The 18,509-nt window shown below is 72.1% G+C and carries 18 protein-coding genes; 11 read left to right on the top strand and 7 right to left on the bottom strand.

Going from position 1 to position 18,509, the window contains the following annotated elements:
- Positions 1 to 9 precede the first annotated feature (9 nt).
- The 5 genes from IPK24_01000 (at position 10) to IPK24_00980 (ending at position 6,323) form a co-directional block, all read left to right on the top strand.
- Positions 10 to 1,785, top strand: coding sequence for an ABC transporter ATP-binding protein (locus tag IPK24_01000; protein ID MBK8074150.1), 1,776 nt, complete (start codon positions 10 to 12; stop codon positions 1,783 to 1,785).
- Positions 1,786 to 1,849: 64 nt separating this feature from the next.
- Positions 1,850 to 2,749, top strand: coding sequence for an SDR family NAD(P)-dependent oxidoreductase (locus IPK24_00995; protein ID MBK8074149.1), 900 nt, complete (start codon positions 1,850 to 1,852; stop codon positions 2,747 to 2,749).
- A gap of 128 nt (positions 2,750 to 2,877) precedes the next feature.
- Positions 2,878 to 3,825: a YegS/Rv2252/BmrU family lipid kinase gene (locus IPK24_00990; GenBank protein ID MBK8074148.1), complete on the top strand. Its 948-nt coding sequence runs from the start codon at positions 2,878 to 2,880 to the stop codon at positions 3,823 to 3,825.
- 879 nt (positions 3,826 to 4,704) lie between these two features.
- Complete coding sequence (locus IPK24_00985; GenBank protein MBK8074147.1) at positions 4,705 to 5,811, top strand: hypothetical protein; 1,107 nt, start codon at positions 4,705 to 4,707, stop codon at positions 5,809 to 5,811.
- Entirely contained in the window at positions 5,808 to 6,323 is a 516-nt protein-coding gene (locus IPK24_00980) for a hypothetical protein (GenBank protein MBK8074146.1), read from the top strand. Before IPK24_00985 ends, IPK24_00980 begins: the two co-directional genes overlap by 4 nt.
- 45 nt (positions 6,324 to 6,368) lie before the next feature.
- Here IPK24_00980 and IPK24_00975 read toward each other — a convergent pair whose 3' ends face one another.
- Complete coding sequence (locus tag IPK24_00975) at positions 6,369 to 7,418, bottom strand: LD-carboxypeptidase (GenBank protein MBK8074145.1); 1,050 nt, start codon at positions 7,416 to 7,418, stop codon at positions 6,369 to 6,371.
- A 9-nt stretch (positions 7,419 to 7,427) separates the two neighbouring features.
- Positions 7,428 to 8,009, bottom strand: a complete 582-nt coding sequence (locus IPK24_00970; protein ID MBK8074144.1) for a dienelactone hydrolase family protein — start codon at positions 8,007 to 8,009, stop codon at positions 7,428 to 7,430.
- A gap of 94 nt (positions 8,010 to 8,103) precedes the next feature.
- On the opposite strand from IPK24_00970, the gene IPK24_00965 reads away from it, so the two are divergent.
- Complete coding sequence (locus IPK24_00965; protein MBK8074143.1) at positions 8,104 to 8,742, top strand: NUDIX domain-containing protein; 639 nt, start codon at positions 8,104 to 8,106, stop codon at positions 8,740 to 8,742.
- 150 nt (positions 8,743 to 8,892) lie between these two features.
- Here IPK24_00965 and IPK24_00960 read toward each other — a convergent pair whose 3' ends face one another.
- The 3 genes from IPK24_00960 to IPK24_00950 all read right to left on the bottom strand — a co-directional run bounded on the left by IPK24_00960 (position 8,893) and on the right by IPK24_00950 (position 11,075).
- Positions 8,893 to 9,696, bottom strand: coding sequence for a MerR family transcriptional regulator (locus IPK24_00960; GenBank protein ID MBK8074142.1), 804 nt, complete (start codon positions 9,694 to 9,696; stop codon positions 8,893 to 8,895).
- A 38-nt stretch (positions 9,697 to 9,734) separates the two neighbouring features.
- Positions 9,735 to 10,529 carry a methyltransferase domain-containing protein gene (locus IPK24_00955; protein ID MBK8074141.1) on the bottom strand — a complete coding sequence of 265 codons (795 nt, stop codon included), beginning with the start codon at positions 10,527 to 10,529 and terminating at the stop codon, positions 9,735 to 9,737.
- A 96-nt stretch (positions 10,530 to 10,625) separates the two neighbouring features.
- Entirely contained in the window at positions 10,626 to 11,075 is a 450-nt protein-coding gene (locus IPK24_00950; GenBank protein MBK8074140.1) for a hypothetical protein, read from the bottom strand.
- 184 nt (positions 11,076 to 11,259) lie between these two features.
- Between IPK24_00950 and IPK24_00945 the strand changes: the two genes are divergently transcribed.
- The 3 genes from IPK24_00945 (at position 11,260) to IPK24_00935 (ending at position 13,926) form a co-directional block, all read left to right on the top strand.
- Positions 11,260 to 12,438 carry a sensor histidine kinase gene (locus IPK24_00945; GenBank protein ID MBK8074139.1) on the top strand — a complete coding sequence of 393 codons (1,179 nt, stop codon included), beginning with the start codon at positions 11,260 to 11,262 and terminating at the stop codon, positions 12,436 to 12,438.
- Entirely contained in the window at positions 12,435 to 13,088 is a 654-nt protein-coding gene (locus tag IPK24_00940) for a response regulator transcription factor (GenBank protein MBK8074138.1), read from the top strand. Before IPK24_00945 ends, IPK24_00940 begins: the two co-directional genes overlap by 4 nt.
- Before the next feature lie 103 nt (positions 13,089 to 13,191).
- Positions 13,192 to 13,926, top strand: a complete 735-nt coding sequence (locus IPK24_00935; GenBank protein MBK8074137.1) for a M50 family metallopeptidase — start codon at positions 13,192 to 13,194, stop codon at positions 13,924 to 13,926.
- A 25-nt stretch (positions 13,927 to 13,951) separates the two neighbouring features.
- Here the strand turns inward: IPK24_00935 and IPK24_00930 are convergent, their stop codons facing one another.
- Positions 13,952 to 14,653 (bottom strand): GPP34 family phosphoprotein, encoded by a 702-nt coding sequence (locus tag IPK24_00930; protein MBK8074136.1) that lies wholly within the window; start codon positions 14,651 to 14,653, stop codon positions 13,952 to 13,954.
- Between the two features lie 112 nt (positions 14,654 to 14,765).
- Between IPK24_00930 and IPK24_00925 the strand changes: the two genes are divergently transcribed.
- Together IPK24_00925 and IPK24_00920 are read left to right on the top strand one after the other, a co-directional pair.
- Positions 14,766 to 15,584, top strand: a complete 819-nt coding sequence (locus IPK24_00925) for a class I SAM-dependent methyltransferase (GenBank protein MBK8074135.1) — start codon at positions 14,766 to 14,768, stop codon at positions 15,582 to 15,584.
- A 101-nt stretch (positions 15,585 to 15,685) separates the two neighbouring features.
- On the top strand, positions 15,686 to 16,393 hold the full coding sequence (locus tag IPK24_00920; GenBank protein ID MBK8074134.1) for a hypothetical protein: 708 nt from the start codon (positions 15,686 to 15,688) through the stop codon (positions 16,391 to 16,393).
- Here IPK24_00920 and IPK24_00915 read toward each other — a convergent pair.
- Positions 16,356 to 18,482 (bottom strand): MMPL family transporter, encoded by a 2,127-nt coding sequence (locus tag IPK24_00915; protein ID MBK8074133.1) that lies wholly within the window; start codon positions 18,480 to 18,482, stop codon positions 16,356 to 16,358. The genes IPK24_00920 and IPK24_00915 overlap by 38 nt on opposite strands.
- Positions 18,483 to 18,509 lie beyond the last annotated feature (27 nt).

The following is an 18,509-nucleotide window of genomic DNA, read 5'->3' as shown; positions in this document are numbered from 1 at the left end:
GCAGCGGCGATGGGCCGGGGGCTGCCGGTGGCGACCGCCGCTGCGGTGCGCCGGTATGCCGGCGACCTGATCCGGCGGCACCCGAGGCTGCTCTGGGGTGCGGTGGCGGTGCACCTGACGGCGGCACTGACGGCGCTGGCGGCGCCTCGCCTGCTGGGTGACCTGGTCGAGGCGGTCGAGGAGGGGACGACCACGGCACACGTCGATCGCCTCGTGATGCTGCTGGCCGCCTTCCTGTTGGCCCAGTCGGTGCTGACCCGGTACGCCCAGTACGCCTCCCAGGTGTTCGGCGAGCGCATCCTCGCCGAACTGCGGGAGGACTTCGTCGACGCCGTCCTCGACCTGCCGATCGGCATGGTGGAGTCGGCCGGGTCGGGTGACCTGCTCACCCGCACCTCGCGGGACGTCGATCAACTCGGCTGGGCCGCCCGGTGGGCGGTGCCGCAGAGCGTGGTCTCCGGCGTGCGAGCCGTGGTGGTGCTCACCGCCGCACTCTGGGTCGGCTGGTGGGTGTCGTTGGCCTTGTTGCCGATGGTGCCCGTGGTGGCGTGGGCCGCACGGTGGTACCTGCGCCGGGCCAAGGACGGGTACCTGCGCTCGGCGATGTCGTACTCGCGTATCACCGCGAGCGTGGCCGAGAGCGCCGAGGGGGCGCGCACGATCGAGGCCCTCGGGCTGGGCCCGGATCGCATCCGGCAGATCGACGCCGACTGCGCCGCCTCGTTCGCCACCGAGCGCTACACGTTGGGACTGCGCACCCGGTTCTTCCCGGTGGTCGAGTTCGCCTATCTGGTGCCGGGGGCGGCCACGCTGGTGCTGGGAGGCATTCTCCACCAACGCGGTTCGGTCTCACTCGCCGACGTCACGGCAGCGACGCTGTATGTCCAGATGCTCGTCGACCCGATCGATCGCTTCATCGTGGTCCTCGACGAACTGCAAGCAGCCCAGGCATCCCTGGCCCGGCTGCTCGGGGTGGCCCAGCTCCCGGACGACCGCCAGGTGAGCCACGCCGTCCCGGACGGCGAGAAGCTGGACGCACGCGACGTCCGGTTCGCCTACGGCGGGGGACGGGACGTGTTGCACGGGGTCGATCTGGACGTCGCCGTGGGCGAGCGCATTGCCGTGGTCGGCCCGTCGGGGGCCGGCAAGTCCACGTTGGGGCGCCTGCTGGCGGGCATCCACCCACCCCGCGTCGGATGGGTACGGGTGGGCGGGGTCGCCCTGGCCGAGTTGCCGCTGTCGATCCTGCGGGGTCACGTGGCCCTGGTGACCCAGGAGCATCACGTCTTCGCCGGAACCCTGCGCGACAACCTGGCCCTCGCCGTCCGGTCGAGCGCCGGGGACGACGGCCCCGCGCACCGCGAGGTGAGCGACGAGGCGATCACGGCCGCCCTGGTGGCGGTGGACGCCGCCGACTGGGTGGCCGCGTTACCGGACGGGCTCGACACCCTGGTCGGGTCGGGTGGGCGGCAACTCACGGCGGCGCAGGCTCAGCAGGTGGCGCTGGCGCGGCTGGTGCTGGCCGATCCCCACACCCTGGTGCTCGACGAGGCGACCTCACTGCTCGACCCACGGGCCGCCCGCCACCTGGAACGTTCGCTGGCGGCGGTGCTGCGCGGGCGCACCGTGATCGCGATCGCCCACCGGTTGTTCTCGGCCCACGACGCCGATCGAGTCGCCGTGATGGAGGATGGTGTGATCACCGAGTTCGGGCCGCACGCCGACCTGGTCGCGGCAGGCGGTGCCTATGCGCACCTGTGGCACTCCTGGCACGGCCGCGACTGACCCCCATCCCGGGTGGCCGGCTCGCTGACTCGACAACCAGAACTCGACGACCAGAGGAGCATCCATGGGCTTCACGCCCGCACAGCTCGGCGATCTCGGGGGCCGGCGCGCGATCGTCACCGGCTCCAACTCCGGCATCGGGGCGGTGCAGGCCCGCGAGCTGGCAGCGCACGGGGCGCACGTCGTCCTGGCGGTGCGCAATGTCGAGGCCGGCCGGGCCATCGCGGCCGGCATCGCCGGTGACACCTCGGTGGCCCACCTCGATCTGGCCTCGCAGCAATCGGTTCGCGAGTTCGCGGAGGCGATCGACGGCCCGGTGGACCTGCTGATCAACAACGCCGGCGTGATGGCCCCGCCGAGGTATCGCACCACGGTCGACGGCCACGAACTGCAGTTCGGCACCAATCACCTGGGTCACTTCGCGTTGACCGCGCGGTTGCTGCCGGCGCTGTTGGCCGCCCCGGCACCGCGGGTCACCACCGTCTCCTCCATCGCTCACCACCGAGGCGACGACCGGGTGGTCGCGGGCAATCCGGCCGCCGGATACGACCCGAACGTGTCCTACGGGCAGTCGAAACTGGCGAACCTGCTGTTCGCCCGGGAGCTGCATCGGCGTGCGCTGGCCGCCGGGTCACGCCTGACCTCGACCGCCGCGCACCCCGGGGTGGCCGTGACGAACCTGGTGTCGAGTCCAGATGGCATGGGCGCCAACCGGATCGTGGCCGCGGTGGCACCCGTGTTCATGCGACTGGTGCTACCCGGCGCAGAGGGCGGCGCCGAGGCGATCCTGTACGCCGCCTCGCTGGCCGAACCGGGTAGCTACTCGGGACCGCAACGCTTTCGCGAGGTGCGCGGACCCGTCGGCCCGGCACGCCTGAGTCCGTGGGCGCAGGACGAGGAGTTGGCCCGGCGGTTGTGGACGCGCAGTGAGGAGCTGACCGGCCTGAGCCTGACCATGTTGTGATGGCGCGATGGCGCGATGGCGCGATGGCGCGATGGCGCCGACCGATCCGGGCATCCGGATCCCATCCGGGTCTCACCCGATCTGGCCAGCGGTCGCGTGAGCCGGGACCGACCGGCTTGAATGCTGAGGTGACCCATCCCTTGCAGGAGCGGCTGCACCGCAACCGGCGACTCACCTTGCTGATCAACGTGCGCTCCCGGCGAGGCGCCGCGCAGCACCGGGCTGCCCGAAGAGCGCTGGAGGCCGGCGGCTGGAGCATCGACGCCGAACACCTGATCAGCGACCCGGCCGGGCAGTTGCCCGCGCTGCTACCCCGGCTGGCGGCCGAGCAACCCGACCTGCTCGTGGTGGGCAGCGGCGACGGCACGGTCTCGCACGTCGTCCACCACCTGGCGCACTCACCGACCGTGCTGGGCTACCTGCCGCTGGGGACGACGAACAACTTCGGCCGCTCGCTCGGGTTGCCGTTGAAGCTGTCCGGCGCCGTGGACGTGATCAACCAGGGCAGGGTCGCCGACATCGATCTGGGTCGGGTCGACGACCGGTACTTCGCCAACCTGGTGAGCATCGGCATCTCGGGCGAGGTTGCCGGGCGGACCCCGCACCAGCTCAAGCGGCGGATCGGGCGGCCGGCCTATGCCCTCACCGGGGCGCGAACCCTGGTACGGCACCAGCCGTTCACCGCCGAGGTGCGCAGCGGGACGACGACCTGGCGGGTTCGCACCCATCAGCTGAACGTCGCCAACGGGTCGATGCACGCCGGAACGGCGATCTCGGCCGATGCCAGCCTGGACGACGGCCTGCTGATGGCCTACACCCTCGGCGGGCGGTCACGGTTCTCGACCGTGCGGGCCACGGTGCGACAGGTGCTGACGCCGCGACATCCCAGCGAGCACAAGGGTTTTCTGCTCGGCGGCGACTTCACGGTGAGCACCGACCGGCCGTTGCCGGTCGACGTGGACGGCGAGATCGTCGGCACCACCCCGATCGAGATCCAGGTGGTGCCGCAGGCCTTGCACGTGATGGTGCCGTGGCCGCCTGGGGCCCCTGGGCCCAACGGCGCCACCCCGGGTTAGGCCGCGGAACCCTTCTGGGTGCCTTCGTCCCCTTCTAGGCTCCCGATGTGATCTCCAACGACCAGTACGGTCCGAGCACTCTGCCGGGCCCGGTGAAGTCCGCTCGGGTGGTGCTCTACCTGGGGGCGTTCTTCAGCGCTCTGGTGGCCGTGGGAGTGCTGCTCACCGGCCCGGACGGCGCGACCGTGGGCCGGATGGTGTGGGCGGTCTGGCCCGGCGTGGTGGCGTTCCTCGTGGCCGTCCACCTCGAACGCGGTGGGCGGTGGCGTTACACGCTGTCCCTGGTGGTCGCCGGTTTCTGGTTGCTCGGCGCCCTCGGGACGATCGGCCGCGGCGAGGCCCGCGGATTCGGCCAACTGATCCTGCCGGTGCTGCTGTTGGTGTTCGTGCTGCGGCCGGAGTCACGCGACTTCTTCGCCCTGGCCTCGAACGGCGCGGGTGGCGGCCGGTTCCGGCAGCTGCTCCGTCGGCCGGACAACGGCGTGACGGCGGCCGAGTACCTCGGCGTCCTGGTGGTGGTGGCGGTGATCATCGCAGCCATCGCCGGCTCGGGTGTGGGATCCACGATCAGCTCCGACGTCGGCAGCGCCGTCTGCCGCATCATGTCGGGCGAGGGGTGCGGGGACGGCTCGGGCGGGTCGGGGGTCGGGCGGGTCGAGCACGGCAGCGGGCGGCCCGGGCGGGACCGGTGCTGGCGACCCCGCCGGACCCGGCGCCGCCGCGCGGGCCGATGGCAGCGGGATCACCGTGCGAGACGACGGGACCGACGCCACCGACGCACCACCTGCCGAGGAACCGTTCTGTTCCGGGTTCTGGAACTGCGCCCTGAAGCAGACCGGCAGTGGCATCGCCAACGTGTTCCAGGGCGCCTGGAGCGACGTGACCGGTCTGGTGGGCCTGGCCGGCGACCTGATCACCGACCCGGTCTCCGTCGGCAAGGGCCTGTGGCAGGCCGTGACCCACCCGGTGGACACCGTCAGCGAGCTGATCTGGTCCGAGGAGGTCTCCTCCCGGTGGGACCGGGGCGACTACGGCGGCGCAATCGGCCGCGAGCTGTGGAACATCGGGTCCTTCTTCATCCCGGTCGGTGACATCGCAGCGGGCGTGGCCCGTGGCGCGAAGATCGCCAAGGGAGCCAAGGCCGCCGACCTGGCGGCGGACGCCGCCCGCGTGATCGACCGGGTGAGCGACCTGGCCTCGGACGCCGACCGCGCCGCCGACGCCGCCGAGGCGGCCGCCCGGGCGGGCAAGGCCGCCGACGCCGAGGCGGCGGCGATCCGGGCCCGGAAGGCAGCCGACGATGCCGCGGCCAAGGCGCGAGAGATCGGATGCCCGCTGGCCATCGGCCCGGTGAGCGTCGGTGGGGTGCCCGGACGGGCGGCCATGGGCGCGGGGCGCCCGATGCGCGGCGCCCTCCGGCTGATCGCGGCCGGGGGTTGCGACGACGTGACAGCCCAGGCCAAGGCGGCCGACGAGGCCGCCGATCAGGCCGAGGACGCCGCCGCCCACACGCCCGACGCCGCGGTCGTCGCCGACCCGGCGTTCACCAAGGGTGCGCTGGGTGAGGCCTTCGAGCCCGGCGTCGTCGACCCGGCCGGTTCCATGACCGCCAAGGAGCGGGCGATCGCCGATTGGCTGGAGCAGAACGAGGGGGCGCGGGTCGACGCCCGGGTGCCCGACCACGCCTCGGGGCAGAAGAACCCCGACACCATGGTGCGCACCTCGGCGACGGACCCCGGCACCATCGTCGAGTTCAAGACGCTCGAGAGTGGCTCGTCCACCGCGGTGCGCCGCAACCTGTTGGACGCGGCCAAACAGACCACGGACGGCGTCGTCGTGATCGACGGGCGCGCTGCCGGACTGACCGAGGACGCCGCGCGCCAGGGCTGGGCCCGCGCCCAGGGGCAGGCCACGCAGTACGGTCAGACCATGCCCTCGAAGGCCACGATCATCCTCGCCGACGGCTCCTCGGTCACCCTGCCGTGAGTGAGTCCGCCGTCCTCTTCGTCGAGGCGGAGCTGACACCGTCGGCGCTGGCCGAGGTGCTGGCCGGGGCGCTGCCCGACCTGCGGGGTACCCGAACGCCGGACGACGAGCCGTTTCTGGCCCGGGACCTGCCGGATCAGCAGTTCGCCCTCGGTGGGGTGGTGGCCGACAACGACCTGGCCAACGCGCCGGCCGACGACGAGAACGAGCTGCCGGTCGCCTGGCAGTCCGCTTACGACGAGTACCGCCTGTTGTGGGCGCTGCGCGGGTACGGCACGGGAGAGGCGCGCGAGCGACTGCTCGAGCAGACCGCGCGCCGCCTGTTCGAGGACGTGGTCGCCGCGACCGATCTGCAGGTGTTGCTGGTCTGCGCAGATCACCTGGTGGCGTTGCGCCTGCCCGGGCAGGCACCGGTGTGGTTCCCGGACGGCACGACCCCGGACGAGGACGGCCGCGACCTGTGGCTGCCGCATCGGGTGCACCCCGGGCGGCACGGCCCCTACCCGCGCTGAGCCCTACCCGAACTGAGCCCTACCCGAACCGGGCCGTCGGGCCGGTCAGGCGTAGTCGGCGAACACGCGGTGCTGCACGCCGTCCAGGGTGACCTGGCCGCCGTGCGGCACGATCCACTGCGGCCGGGTGTGCCCGAACGGGACGCCGACGCAGACCACGGCGTCCGGGTTGTAGCGCGCGATCGTCGCCACCGCGACGTCACGCTGCTCGGCGCGCAGCCGGGCGCGTTCGGCCGGGTCGGGGCGCCGCATGAAGTCCGAGGTCGGCGGACGGGCGACCAGGACGCCGGCCAGCTCGGCCAGCAACCCCCGCTCCCCCAGCGACCGCAGGATCCAGCCGACCTCCCGAGCCGGGATCAGGTCCTCGGAGGTCTCGACCAGCAGGACGGCGCCGGCCAGGTCGCTCGGCGGCCCGGTGAAGCGGCCGGCCGTGAGGATCCACTGCAGCACCTCGATGCAGCCGCCCCAGGTGGCTCCCGTGACCACGCGCGCCGGACCGTGCCAGGTCCACGGCTCGGTCGGTTCCCGCTCGCCGAACGTGGTCAGCGCCAACGGGTCGTCCCAGTCCAGACCGATGTCCTCCGACTCCCCCGGGTCGGTGAGCTCGAGCCGCTCGCCGGTCAGCAGCGCCGCCCGCAGCGAGGCGACATGGACGTCGTCCACGTGCGGCCCGGGCCCGAGGTGCACCTGGGTCGAGCCGCCGTAGAAGCTCGCGATGCCGTGGTGCCACAACCAGTGGGTCAGGTTGGTGTTGTCGCTGTAGCCGACGAACGGCTTGGGGTCGGCACGGGCCGCCTCGGCGTTCAGGTGTGGAACGACGGTGATCTGGTCCTCACCGCCGATGGTGGCCACGATCGCGCGCACCGACGGGTCGGCGAAGGCGGCGTCGAGGTCGGCCGCGCGGTCACGGGCGCTGGCGTCGAGCCGTCGGGTGGTGGGGTACTCGACCGGCACCAGACCGGTGACCTCGGCCAGGCGTCGCATCGCCTGCTCGTGCACCGTGGGTGCCACGGCCGGCGCGGCGAAGGACGGCGACAGCACCGCGACCCGCTCGCCCGGGCGGGCCTTGGGCGGGGCGGTGAGCTGCCGGGTCATGGGCCGACCTCACCCCACCCGCGCCAGGAAGGCCAGGGTCCGCCGGGTGAGCAACGCGGTGGCGTCCGGGTCGAAGTCGGCGAAGCCCTGCTCGGCGAACAGGTGCTCGCGGCCCGGGTAGAGGAACAACTCGGCGTCGTCCGGGGCCGCGGCGACCAGGGCGCGGGCGGCGTCCAGGTCACCTTCGTCGGCGAAGAACGGGTCGGCGTCCTTGCCATGGATCTGCACCGGGACGCCGTGCGGCCAGGAGGGCGAGAACTCCTGCACGGGCGCGCAGGAGTACAGGAACAGGGCGCCGCGAGCGCCCAGGCGGGTCTGGGCGAGCAACTGTGCCGGCAGCACTCCGAGCGAGAACCCGGCGTAGACCAGGTCGGTGGGCAGGGAATCGGCGGCATGCGCTCCGGCCCCGATCACGGCGCCGAAGCCGATCGACTGCACGTGCTCGATGCCGTCGCCGATCGAGGCAAAGGTTCGCCCGTCGAACAGATCCGGCGTGTGCACGGTGTGCCCGGCCTCGCGCAAGGTCTCGGCGAAGGCCTGGACGCCGGGTGTCAAGCCCAGCACGTGATGGAACAGCAGCACCTCGGTCATCCCGGCACCCTAGTGCGGGCTGACGCAGCACGCGGGTTACGGTCAGGTCGTGACTAGCCCGCACCGGCAGGTCGTGGCGACCGTCTCGGCGTGGATGCCGCGCGACGACCTCGGCGTCCGGCACCGCGAGCAGGCGCTGACGTGGCTGGCGGCGACCGAGGACATCTACCGTCGGATCAAACCCGACACCCCGCCGCAGCACCTGGTGGCCTACTTCCTGCTGGTCGACCGGGCCGCCGGCCGGGTGCTGCTGTGTGATCATCGGCTGGCCGGGCTGTGGTTGCCCACCGGCGGCCACGTCGAGCCGGGTGAGGACCCGACCGACACCGTGCGGCGTGAGGTGGTCGAGGAGCTCGGCGTCGAGGCCGAGTTCGACCCGGCGCTCGGTGAGGCGCCGTTCCTGCTCACCGTGACCCGGACGACCGCGCATTCCGGCCCGCGGCACGTCGACGTGAGCTTGTGGTTCGCGCTACGCGGCCGGGTCGGCGATGACCTCACCCCCGATGCCGGCGAGTTCGCAGGCGTGCGCTGGTGGTCTCGCTCCGAGATCGAGGCCGACGACCCCGGGCATCACGAGCCCCACATCCTGCGCGCCCTGGACGCGCTCGGCCTATCGCTGACCCGGCCGAGCCGACCCACGTCAGAGCTCATCGCCAGCCGACGCCACGTGCCACCAGTCGACCCCGCCGCGCTGCAGGCCGACCTGGACGAGTTCCTGGATGCGCAGCTGTGACCACCGGGCCGTCCCGAGGGGTCTTGGACACCTCGACCGTTCTCGTCCTCCGCCCCACGAAAGAGCCCTGGACCGTGACAGCTTCGTGGAGTTGACCACCGACTTCGGTGGTCAACTCCACGAAGTCCCACCCGGGTGAACCCGAGCGCCTCAGCGGGTGACGGGCTGCTGCAGCTCGGTGACCCAGCCGGACTGGTCGTCCAACGGGAATGCCTTCAGGTAGATCTCGCGGCACGGACCGGTGGGCTTCCAGCCCTGGGCCTCCACCCAGCTGAACAGCGCCTGCCAGGACGCCCCGATGGTGTCCATGGCACCCAGATGCACCGCACACACCGCCTCGATCGCGGGCAACGTGTGCACCTCGAACCCCGGTGCCTCGGCGCCCGCGTAGTCGAAGCCCACCAGCATGTTCACGCCACCCTCGTCGTCCGAGGAATAGGTGGCCAACGCGCTCTCGGGTCGGCCGCCGGCGGCCCCGATCGCCTGCGCCACCTCGCCGAACAACCGCCCCATCACACCGGCGATCTCTTCCGGCGAGCCGACACTCGCCGGTCGGACGGCGACCGTGCGGGCGGGCAGGGACTTCACGACGTACTCGACCTGCGACATCTGCTTCTCCTTCTCGATCAGCCGGAGGCGGTGCTCGACCCCGGCCAGACGCGCCTGCGCCTGAGCGTGCTCGGTGACCAACTCGATCTGCCGCAGTCGCAACATGCCGCGCAACTCCTCGGCCGCCAGGTCGTCGTCCAGCATCCGGTGCACCGCATCGAGGGTGAACCCGAGGTCCTTCAGGGCGACGATCCGGTGCAGCCGGGCGAGTTGGTCGGCGGCGTAGCTGCGGTACCCCGACGCCGGGTCGACCCGGTCAGGGGTCAGCAGGCCGATCTGGTCGTAGTGACGCAGCATGCGCACCGTGACCTGACCGAGGCGAGCGAACTCTCCGATGGACACCATGCGTCGGTTATCCCCCCTGACACGGTGTCAGAGTCAAGTCAGCCCGGGCGCGTCCCGACAGCCGCGCGAGCGGTGGCCTGCAACGTGAACGCTCCGGACGGCGAGCCCACCCGCTCGAAGAGCTCGGCCCGCAGGTCGGCCTGCCGGGTCTCGGGCAGCGCCACGCAGTAGCTTCCGGCCGGGCCGATCCCCGCGAGGAAGCCCCGCCACAGCTCGTCGAAGCCGGCATAGGTCGAGTCGACGGTCAGTTCCTGTTCGACCACGTCGGTGAATCCCGCCCCGGTCAGGAACTCCGCCAGCTCGGCCGCCCGACCGAAACGCATCACCCGCAGCTCGTCGGGCGCGTTGGCATCGAGGGCGAGCGCGGCATCCCAGAACGCCCGCAGCATCTGCATACCTCGCTCGAAATCCCACACGCAGACCGCGACCCGCCCGCCCGGACGCAGCACCCGGATCAGTTCCGCGCCGGCCGCGGAGGGATCGCTCACGAAGTGGAGCACGAGCTGGGCCAGCGCCACCTCGAACGACCCGTCGTCATAGGGCAGCTCCTCGGCGCGCCCCTGGCGCACCGGCACTCCTGGATTGCGTGTCGCGCACACCTGCACGAACGGCGGCGACGGATCACAGCTCGCCACACTCTCGGCACCCAGCCGCCGGACCAGCTCGGCGGTCAACGCCCCCGGGCCACAGCCCACGTCGAGCGCGCGCTCGCCCGCGGTGACCCCGCTGCTCTCGGCGAAATCCGTTGCCAGCGCCACGGAGTAGCGGCCCATGAAGGCGTCGTAGGCATCCCCTGTGGTGAGAAAGGTGCGGGCGCCGTCCGGTGGTTGCATGCTCGCTCCGTACCTCGGCGCCTGGGCGTGCTGGTCCGGCGAGACCATCGCATCAAATCCGGCAACACGCCAGTCGAGATCGCAGCCGCTGCGGGGTCACGCCGCATGGCGAGGCCAGGCCCAGGCGATGCGCGCGATGGCGAGCAGCAACACCACCTCGACAGCGCTGCCCAGCAGGTAGTAGATCCAGCTGTCGCCGATCATGTTGACGATCACCGATGCGGCGTACAGCGCACTCACGGCGAGGTTGGCCACCCGGTTGGCGCGTGCCGGGGCGATCAGGCACACCGCCACCATCAGGCTCGGGATCAGCGTGTACAGCGTGGTGAACACCAGGAACCTCTGATCGACCGTGAACCCCGTGATCGGGACCTCGCGGGCCAACGCGCCCTGGATCACATCGGCCCGCCAGAAGCCGAAGATGTCGACGTAGGCGAACACGAACAGCATGGTGATCCACAGGCCGCTGAGCACGATCTTGGTGTCGATCCGACTGTCGTGCAGGGTCGGGGTGCGGTGGGGTGTCGATGTCTGCTGAGTGGTCATCGAAATCTCCTCGGGTCGGGGCGAACTGTGCCTCGGTGCGCTCCCTCCAGCCTGCGGTCGCCGGCCCACGGGCCACATCCGTCCCGGGGCCACACTCGATCTGGCCGATCGGCCAGGTCGGGCACGGTCACACCCGGTCGATCGGCTGGCCCGCTCGGAGCCTGCTGCTGCCTACGCTGAGAACGTGAGGCGTGCAGCGGTGGCGTGGTGGCGCGAGCCCGCCGTGGCCAACCCGCCCCCACGCACCCGGTGTGATGTCCTGCTGGCTGCCGCGGTGCTGATCGTGACCGCGATCGAGGTCCTGGTGCGTCACGACCTGGCCTGGCCCCCGGCGGCCGCGACGCTCGGCGTCCTGCTGGCCACCGCGGTCGTGATCCGGCGCTCTCACCGCCTGGCCGCAATCGCCCTGGCCTTCGGCGGGTTCGCCATCGTGGACGCCGCGGCGCTGCTCGCCGCCGCCCCACCGGTGGTGCTCTACAGCGGCGCCGTGGTGCTCGTGCCGCTGTACGCACTGTGGCGGTGGGGTTCGGGCCGCGAGATCATGCTCGGCCTCGGCGTCATCGGGCTGGGGGTCGGGGCGAGCATCGCCAGTGACGGCACCGGAGTCACCGACGCCCTCGGCGGGGTGGCCGTGGTGGCGTGCACGGCGGCGGCCGGGGTCACGGCGCGGTTCCGCAGCGCCGCCCGGGAGCACCTGGTCGAGCAGGCCCGGCTGCACGAACGGGAGGAGTTGGCGCGCGAGCTGCACGACACGGTGGCCCATCACGTCTCCGCGATCGCGATCCAGGCGCAGGCCGGGCTCTTCCTGGCGCGCTCCGGCGCCCTGGCCGACGCCACGCAGGCGTTGGAGGTGATCGACCGCGAGGCGGCCCGTACCCTCACCGAGATGCGTGATCTGGTCGGTGCCCTGCGCGATCACCACACCCAGCCGAGCCTGGCCCCACCACGCGGCGTGGCCGACCTCGCGCGGCTGGCCACCGACGGGTCCACCGACGGGGTGACGTCACAGCCGCCGCGGCTCGTCGTCCGGCTCGACGGTGACCTCACCGACCTCACGCCGAGAGTGGATGCTGCGCTGTACCGGATCGCCCAGGAGTCCATCACCAACGCCCGGCGCCACGCCCGCCAGGCCACCCGCATCGAGGTGACGGTGACCGGCGGGCCGACCCGGATCGAGCTGACGATCGAGGACGACGGCACCCGGGTGGCCGCCCCGGGCTCGGGGTTGACCGCGACGGGTTTCGGTCTGGTCGGCATGGCCGAGCGAGCCCGGCTGCTCGGCGGCACCCTGAGCGCAGGGCCGAAACCGGACGGCGGCTGGCGCGTACAGGCGGTCATCGCCCGCAGCGGGAGCCCGGCATGACGATCCGGATACTCATCGCCGACGACCAGAGCATCGTGCGGGCCGGGCTCGCCACGATCCTGGGCAGCCAGGACGACATCGAGGTGGTCGGACAGGCCGCCGACGGCCGCGAGGCCGTCGCGCTCGCGCGGCGACTGCGCCCCGACGTGTGTCTGCTGGACATCCGGATGCCGCTGCTCGACGGCATCGAAGCCACCCGACGGATCGCCGGCCCGGAGGCCGACGACCCCATCCCCGTGGTGGTGATCACCACGTTCGACACCGACGAGTACATCCACGCGGCCCTGCGAGCGGGGGCACACGGCTTTCTGCTCAAGGGCGCCCCACCCGAGCAACTGATCCAGGCCGTCCACGCGGCGGCGCGGGGTGATGCGCTGATCGACCCCGCGGTCACGGCTCGCCTACTCGCCGACTTCGTCGCCCAGCATCCGACCACCGTTGTGGCGCAACCCCTCGAGCCGCTCACCGGTCGGGAGGAGGACGTGTTGCTCGCCGTGGCACGTGGACAGACGAACGCCGAGATCGCCCAGGTGCTGCACATCAGCCTGGGCACGGTGAAGTTCCACATCGCCGCCCTGATGACCAAGCTCGCGGCCCGCAACCGGGTCGAACTCGCCCGTTGGGCGTATGAGACCCGCCGCGTGAGGTGATCCGGCCGACGCCGTCGCACCAGATTCGTCACCACCGGTTTCTCGAGCCGGTTCTCGGTCGCTGCACAGCAGTTCTGACGAATCTGGTGCGATGATCGCGCGGATGGCAGGCGTGGACTGGGTCGATGAGGTGCGCGAGCGGGTGGTGCCCGTCGCGGCCGGCGGGCATGCCGCGGGTTCGGACGGGGTCGCGCTGGACGGCGTGGCGCTGGCCGTGGTGGTCACGGTCGCGGCGGCGCTGGTGTTCGTGCCGGGGCTGTGGCGCCTGGCGCGGGTGGCGGTGACGTTGGTACACGAGCTCGGGCACGCCATGGTGGGCCTCGCCGTGGGCCGCCGGTTCACCGGGTTCGTGGTCCGCGGCGACATGTCCGGCCATGCGGTGACCTCCGGGCGGCCGCGCGGCCCCGGACTGGTGGCGACCACCTGGGCGGGTTACCCCGCCCCGGCGCTGGTCGGGGCCGGCGTGGTGTGGACGGCCGTGCGAGGGTGGTCGGCGCCGGTGATCACCGTGGGGCTGGTGATCGTGCTCGTCGCCGTGATCCGGATCCGCTCGGCCTTCACGGGGATCGTGATGCTCGCCGCGGTGGCCGGGCTTGCCTCGCTGTGGTGGTGGCGCACGGACCAGGTGCAGCAGCAGGTGCTCATCGGGGCCGGGCTGGTGCTGATCGTCGGCGCCTGGCGGCACGTGCTCGCGGTGATGCGAACCGGCTCGCGCGGGGACGACCCGGCCGTGCTCGCCCAGCTCACCGCGGTGCCGCGCGTGATCTGGAACCTGAGCTTCCTGGTGGTGGCCGCCGGCTCGAGCTGGCTGGTGGTGCGGCAGGTCGTCGCCGCCTGACACCTCACCCGCCCCGGATCAGCGGTCATGAGGAGATGATCGCCGACCCGATCGCCACCGTGACGGCCACGGCCAGAGCGGCCTGGATCGCCTCCAGGGCCTCGCGGACGGCGGTTCCGGCCAGGTTGCTCCCACTGACCTGCTTGCCGCGGTGCCGCACCGCCTTCTTGTTCTGGTCCGGGAAGAGCTTCGGCAACGCATCGACCGCGCTGAGCAGCGAGACCAGCGCCGCGGTCCGGGCATCCGGTTCCTGCTCGGCCACGACGACCTCGCGCACCCGGGCCACGAGCGCGTCCTCGACATCGCGCCGATGACCTTGCGGCCAACTGGTGGTGGGGATGAAGCCGAGGACCGTGCCCTTCTCCTCGGTGAGCAACCACTTCTGCACGAGGTCCTGCAGCAGGCTCTGACGCAGGCCCGTCGTCGGCGCCGGATGCCACCCCGCCGAGATCGCCGCACCGATGGCGTCCTTGGGCTTCTTGCCGTTCATCCGTTCGATGATCGCGGCCAGTCGCGGGTCCTGCGGCGGACGGCCGGTCGCCACCAGGCGACCCGGCTTCACCTCGGGCTCATCGGGTCCGGTGAGCCGCAGCGCACCGTCGAGGGTCAACTCGACCAACGCCGCGCCGGCCAGCGCGGCGTTCAGGGCGTTGCCGTCGACCAGGGGCTTGCCGCGGACATCGTGCAACAGCAGCAACAGGACCTCTTCGGGCAACGAGAGCAGCATGCGGTCGACCGTACGTCGATCAGCGGATCTGGTCCACGGGGCCAGGTGCGGGCTCGGGCGGTCGGCCCTACGGTGATCGTCATGTCTGCCCCGATGGGCCGCGAGCGAGCGGATGACGATGCCTGAGTCGGCGGACGCCGAGCCGGCGCCCGTGCCCTATGCCGAGCTGGCGCAGGTCTACGACTGGCTGGTGCGGGACGCCCTGCTCGACCCCCGCGACGCTGCGGCGGCCTACGCCCCGGCAGCGGAACTGATCTCCGAGCGCGGGCGGGTGCTCGACTGCGCTGCCGGCGCCGGTCAGCTCGCCGTGGGCCTGGCGTTGGGCGGCTTCGACGTCACGGCCACCGATGCCAGCCCGGCCATGATCGTCCGCACCCGCGAGCTCGCCGCCGATCATGCGGTGAACCTGACCACCGCGGTGTGCACCTGGGACGACCTGCCCGCACTGGCCGTGCCCGGTCCGTTCGACGCAGTGTTCTGCGTCGGCAACTCGATCTCACACGCCCCCGGTCGCGCGCCGCGACGTGCCGCGCTGGCCGCCATGGCCCACCTGCTCTCGCCCGACGGAGTCCTCGCGGTCGCCGCCCGCGACTGGGAGTACGTCCGGGCAGCGGGCTACCGGGTCGACGTCCAGGATCGACTGCTGCACCGACACGGCCGATCGGGGATCGTCGTCCGGGCCTGGACCATGGGCGAGACCTGGGACGACGCGCACCACCTCGAGGTGGCGATCGCGCTACTGGGGGACGACGAATCGGTCACCACCCATCGGGAACGGTTGACGCTGTGGGCGTTCCGCCGCGACGAGCTGCTCGAGGATCTGGCTGCGGTAGGCCTCGACACGGTGTTCGTCACGACCTTCCTCGGCGACGGTGAGTACCTCGTCGTGGCCCGGCCGTCGTGGCCCGGCCGGCGCGGCCAGACTCGATGACATCGAAGGGATCGCGCCCATGAGCGAGCGATCGACCCGGTGGGGTGGCGAGCTGTGGGCCGCCGCCGACCTGGTGACGCCCATGGCGATCCGGGACCGGTGTGCCGGCCTTCCCGCAGCGGTTCGGGGCCGGTTTCTGGGACGACCTGGCGGCGGACGCTCACCGCTCGGCCGACTTCGATGCCCTGATGGGCGGCCGGCTGGCGGCCTATGCGCCGGTGGTGGCCACGGCTTTCGACTGGGGCACAACGGAACACGTCGTCGATGTCGGCGGGGGCGACGGCACCTTGCTGATCGCGATCCTGCGGGCGCACGCGGGCCTGCGCGGAACCGTGGTCGATCTGACCGGTCCGATCGCGCGGGCCACCGCGGCCATCGAGAGCGCGGGCCTGCGTGATCGGGCCGTCGCGCGCGAGGGCAGCTTCTTCGATGCCCTGCCCGCCGGAGCAGGGGGCTACCTGCTGTCGGGCGTGCTGCACGACTGGGACGACGCGCACGCCCGGCGCATCCTGCAGCGCTGCGCCGAGGCCGCCACGATCACCGACCCGACGTCCCGGACCGGATCGGGTGCGGTGTTCGTGATCGACCACATCGACCACATCGACCACGTCGACACCGATGACGCCGTGACCACCGCCACCGACACCGAGGGCGACCTACGGATGCTCTGCTACCTCAACGGCCGCGAACGCACGCTGGCCCAACTCGGCGAGCTGGCGGAGTCCGCGGGGTTACAGGTGGGCTCGGTGACCCCGGCCGGGTCACGTTCGATCATCGAGCTGCGTCCAGCGCCCGGATTCCGCCCCTGAGCAGCAGAGACGGCATCCACCAGGCCTTCTCACCCAGCAGTTCGAGCACGGCGGGGGCGAGGAACAGCCGCACGACCGTGACGTCCACCAGCACGGCGGTGGCCAGACCGAGGCCGATCATCCTCACCTCGGTCTCGGTGGTGAACGTGAAGCCGAGAAAGACCAGGGTCATGATCGCGCCGGCCACCGAGATCAGGCTCGCGGTCCGCCCGACACCGCGTGGCACCGCGGCACGGGCGTCGTGACCGGCGGCCCGTTGCTCTCGGACGGCGGAGAGCAGAAAGACGTTGTAGTCCATGCTGAGCCCGAACAGGATGGCGAACATCAGCATCGGCACGAACGAGACGATCGGCTGCTCGGCCACTCCGAGCACGCCGGCGCCGAGCCTGGTCTGGAATGCCAGCGTCACCACGCCGTACGCCGCCGCGATCGACAGCAGGTTGAGCAGCGCGCTCACCACCGGCAGCACCAGCGAGCCGAACGCGAACGCCAGCAGGACCAGTGAGAGCGCCACCACCACACCGATCAGCAGGCCGAGGCTGTCCGCCACCTTGCTCGCCAAGTCGTCGAAGGTGGCGGTCTGACCACCCACGTGACCCCTGCCGCCCGTCCCCGAGAGGGCCGCGGGCAGGACGTCACCGCGGATCCGGTCGACCAGGTCCGAGGTGGCCGCATCCTGCGGCGCCGTCTGCGGCACCACGGCCAGTACGGCGGCGTCCCGGGCCGGGTTGAGCTGCGCCGGGGCCACGGACGCGACGCCCGGAGCCACCGCGAGTCGGTCGGCCACGCGAGCGGCCACGGCCGGGGCGTCGTCGACACCACGCAGATCGAGCGCGATCACCAGCGGCCCGTTGGTCCCCGCACCGAAGCCGTCCGCGAGCCGCTCGTAGGCGGTGCGCATGGTGTCGCCGAGCGGCCGGTTCGAGTCGTCCGGCTGGCCGAGCCGCAGGTCGAGTGCCGGCGCCGCGAGCGCGAGCAACAGCACGGTGGAGCCGACCGCCCACCGCAGCGGGCGCCGGGCCACCCGCTCCGCCAGCCGCCGGGCCCGCCGACCCTCGCGCCCCTCCTCGACGGACGCACCGGCACGCTCGGCGCGCGGCAGCACACGGTGGCCCGCGAGCCGGAGCAGCGCCGGAACCAGGGTCACCGTGGTCAGCGCTGCCACGGCGACCACGATCGCCGCCGCCAGCCCCATCCGGCCGATGACGGTGATCCCGGTGACGTACAGCCCGCAGATCGAGACCACGACGATCGCACCGGCGGTGACCACCGCAGAACCGGTGGTGCCGGTCGCGCGAGAAGCGGCGGACGTCGGGTCGTCACCGGCCCGAAGCCGCTCTCGGAACCGGGCCGTCAGGAAGAGCGCGTAGTCCACCCCGGCGCCGAGACCGAGCATGATCGCGATGGTGGGCGCCACGGTGGGCACGTCGACGAACCCGGAGACCAGCGCCAGGACGGTGTTGCCCAGGGCGAGGCCCAGCAGGGCGGCACCCACCGTGACCAGGGTGGCGACCACCGAGCGGAACAGCCACGTGACCAGCACGATCGCCGCCAGCAGGCCGATCACCTCACCGGTCGGGGTGGGTCGATCCCGCCAACGGTCGACCACCGGGCCACGCATGCTGGCCTCCACCCCGGCCGCCGACAACGGGTCGACGCCCTGCTCCAGCCTCAGCAGGTGCCCCTCGTCGAGATCGGCTGCCGTCCGGGTGAAGAGCACCTCGACGAAGCCGGTGGTGCCGTCCGGCGAGACCTGCAGCGGCGTCACGGTGGCGACGTCCGGCTGCCCGGCCACCGTCGCCAGGCACCGGCGGATGGCCGAGTTCGGCTCGGCCCCCTCGACCCCGCCCGCTGCGCCGGTGTGGAAGACCAGCGTTGCGGTGTCGCCGGCCACCGCCGGGAACCGATCCGCGAGCAGGTCTGCCGCGCGCTGCGAGTCGGTGTCGCCCAGCCTGACCTCGTCGGTGAACCCGGCCCCGACCGCTCCGGTCAACCCGCCGAGCAGCAGCAATGACAGCACGAACGTCACGACCGTCCACCAGGGACGGCGCGCCGTCAGTGCACCGATCCGGCCGAGCCAGCGAGACATCGGGGACTCCCTCGTCAGATTCAGTCG

The organism is Kineosporiaceae bacterium (assembly GCA_016713225.1).
GTDB lineage: Bacteria > Actinomycetota > Actinomycetes > Actinomycetales > Kineosporiaceae > JADJPO01.
Note: the sequence above shows the minus strand (reverse complement) of the source record. Positions and strands in the feature narration are given on the sequence as shown.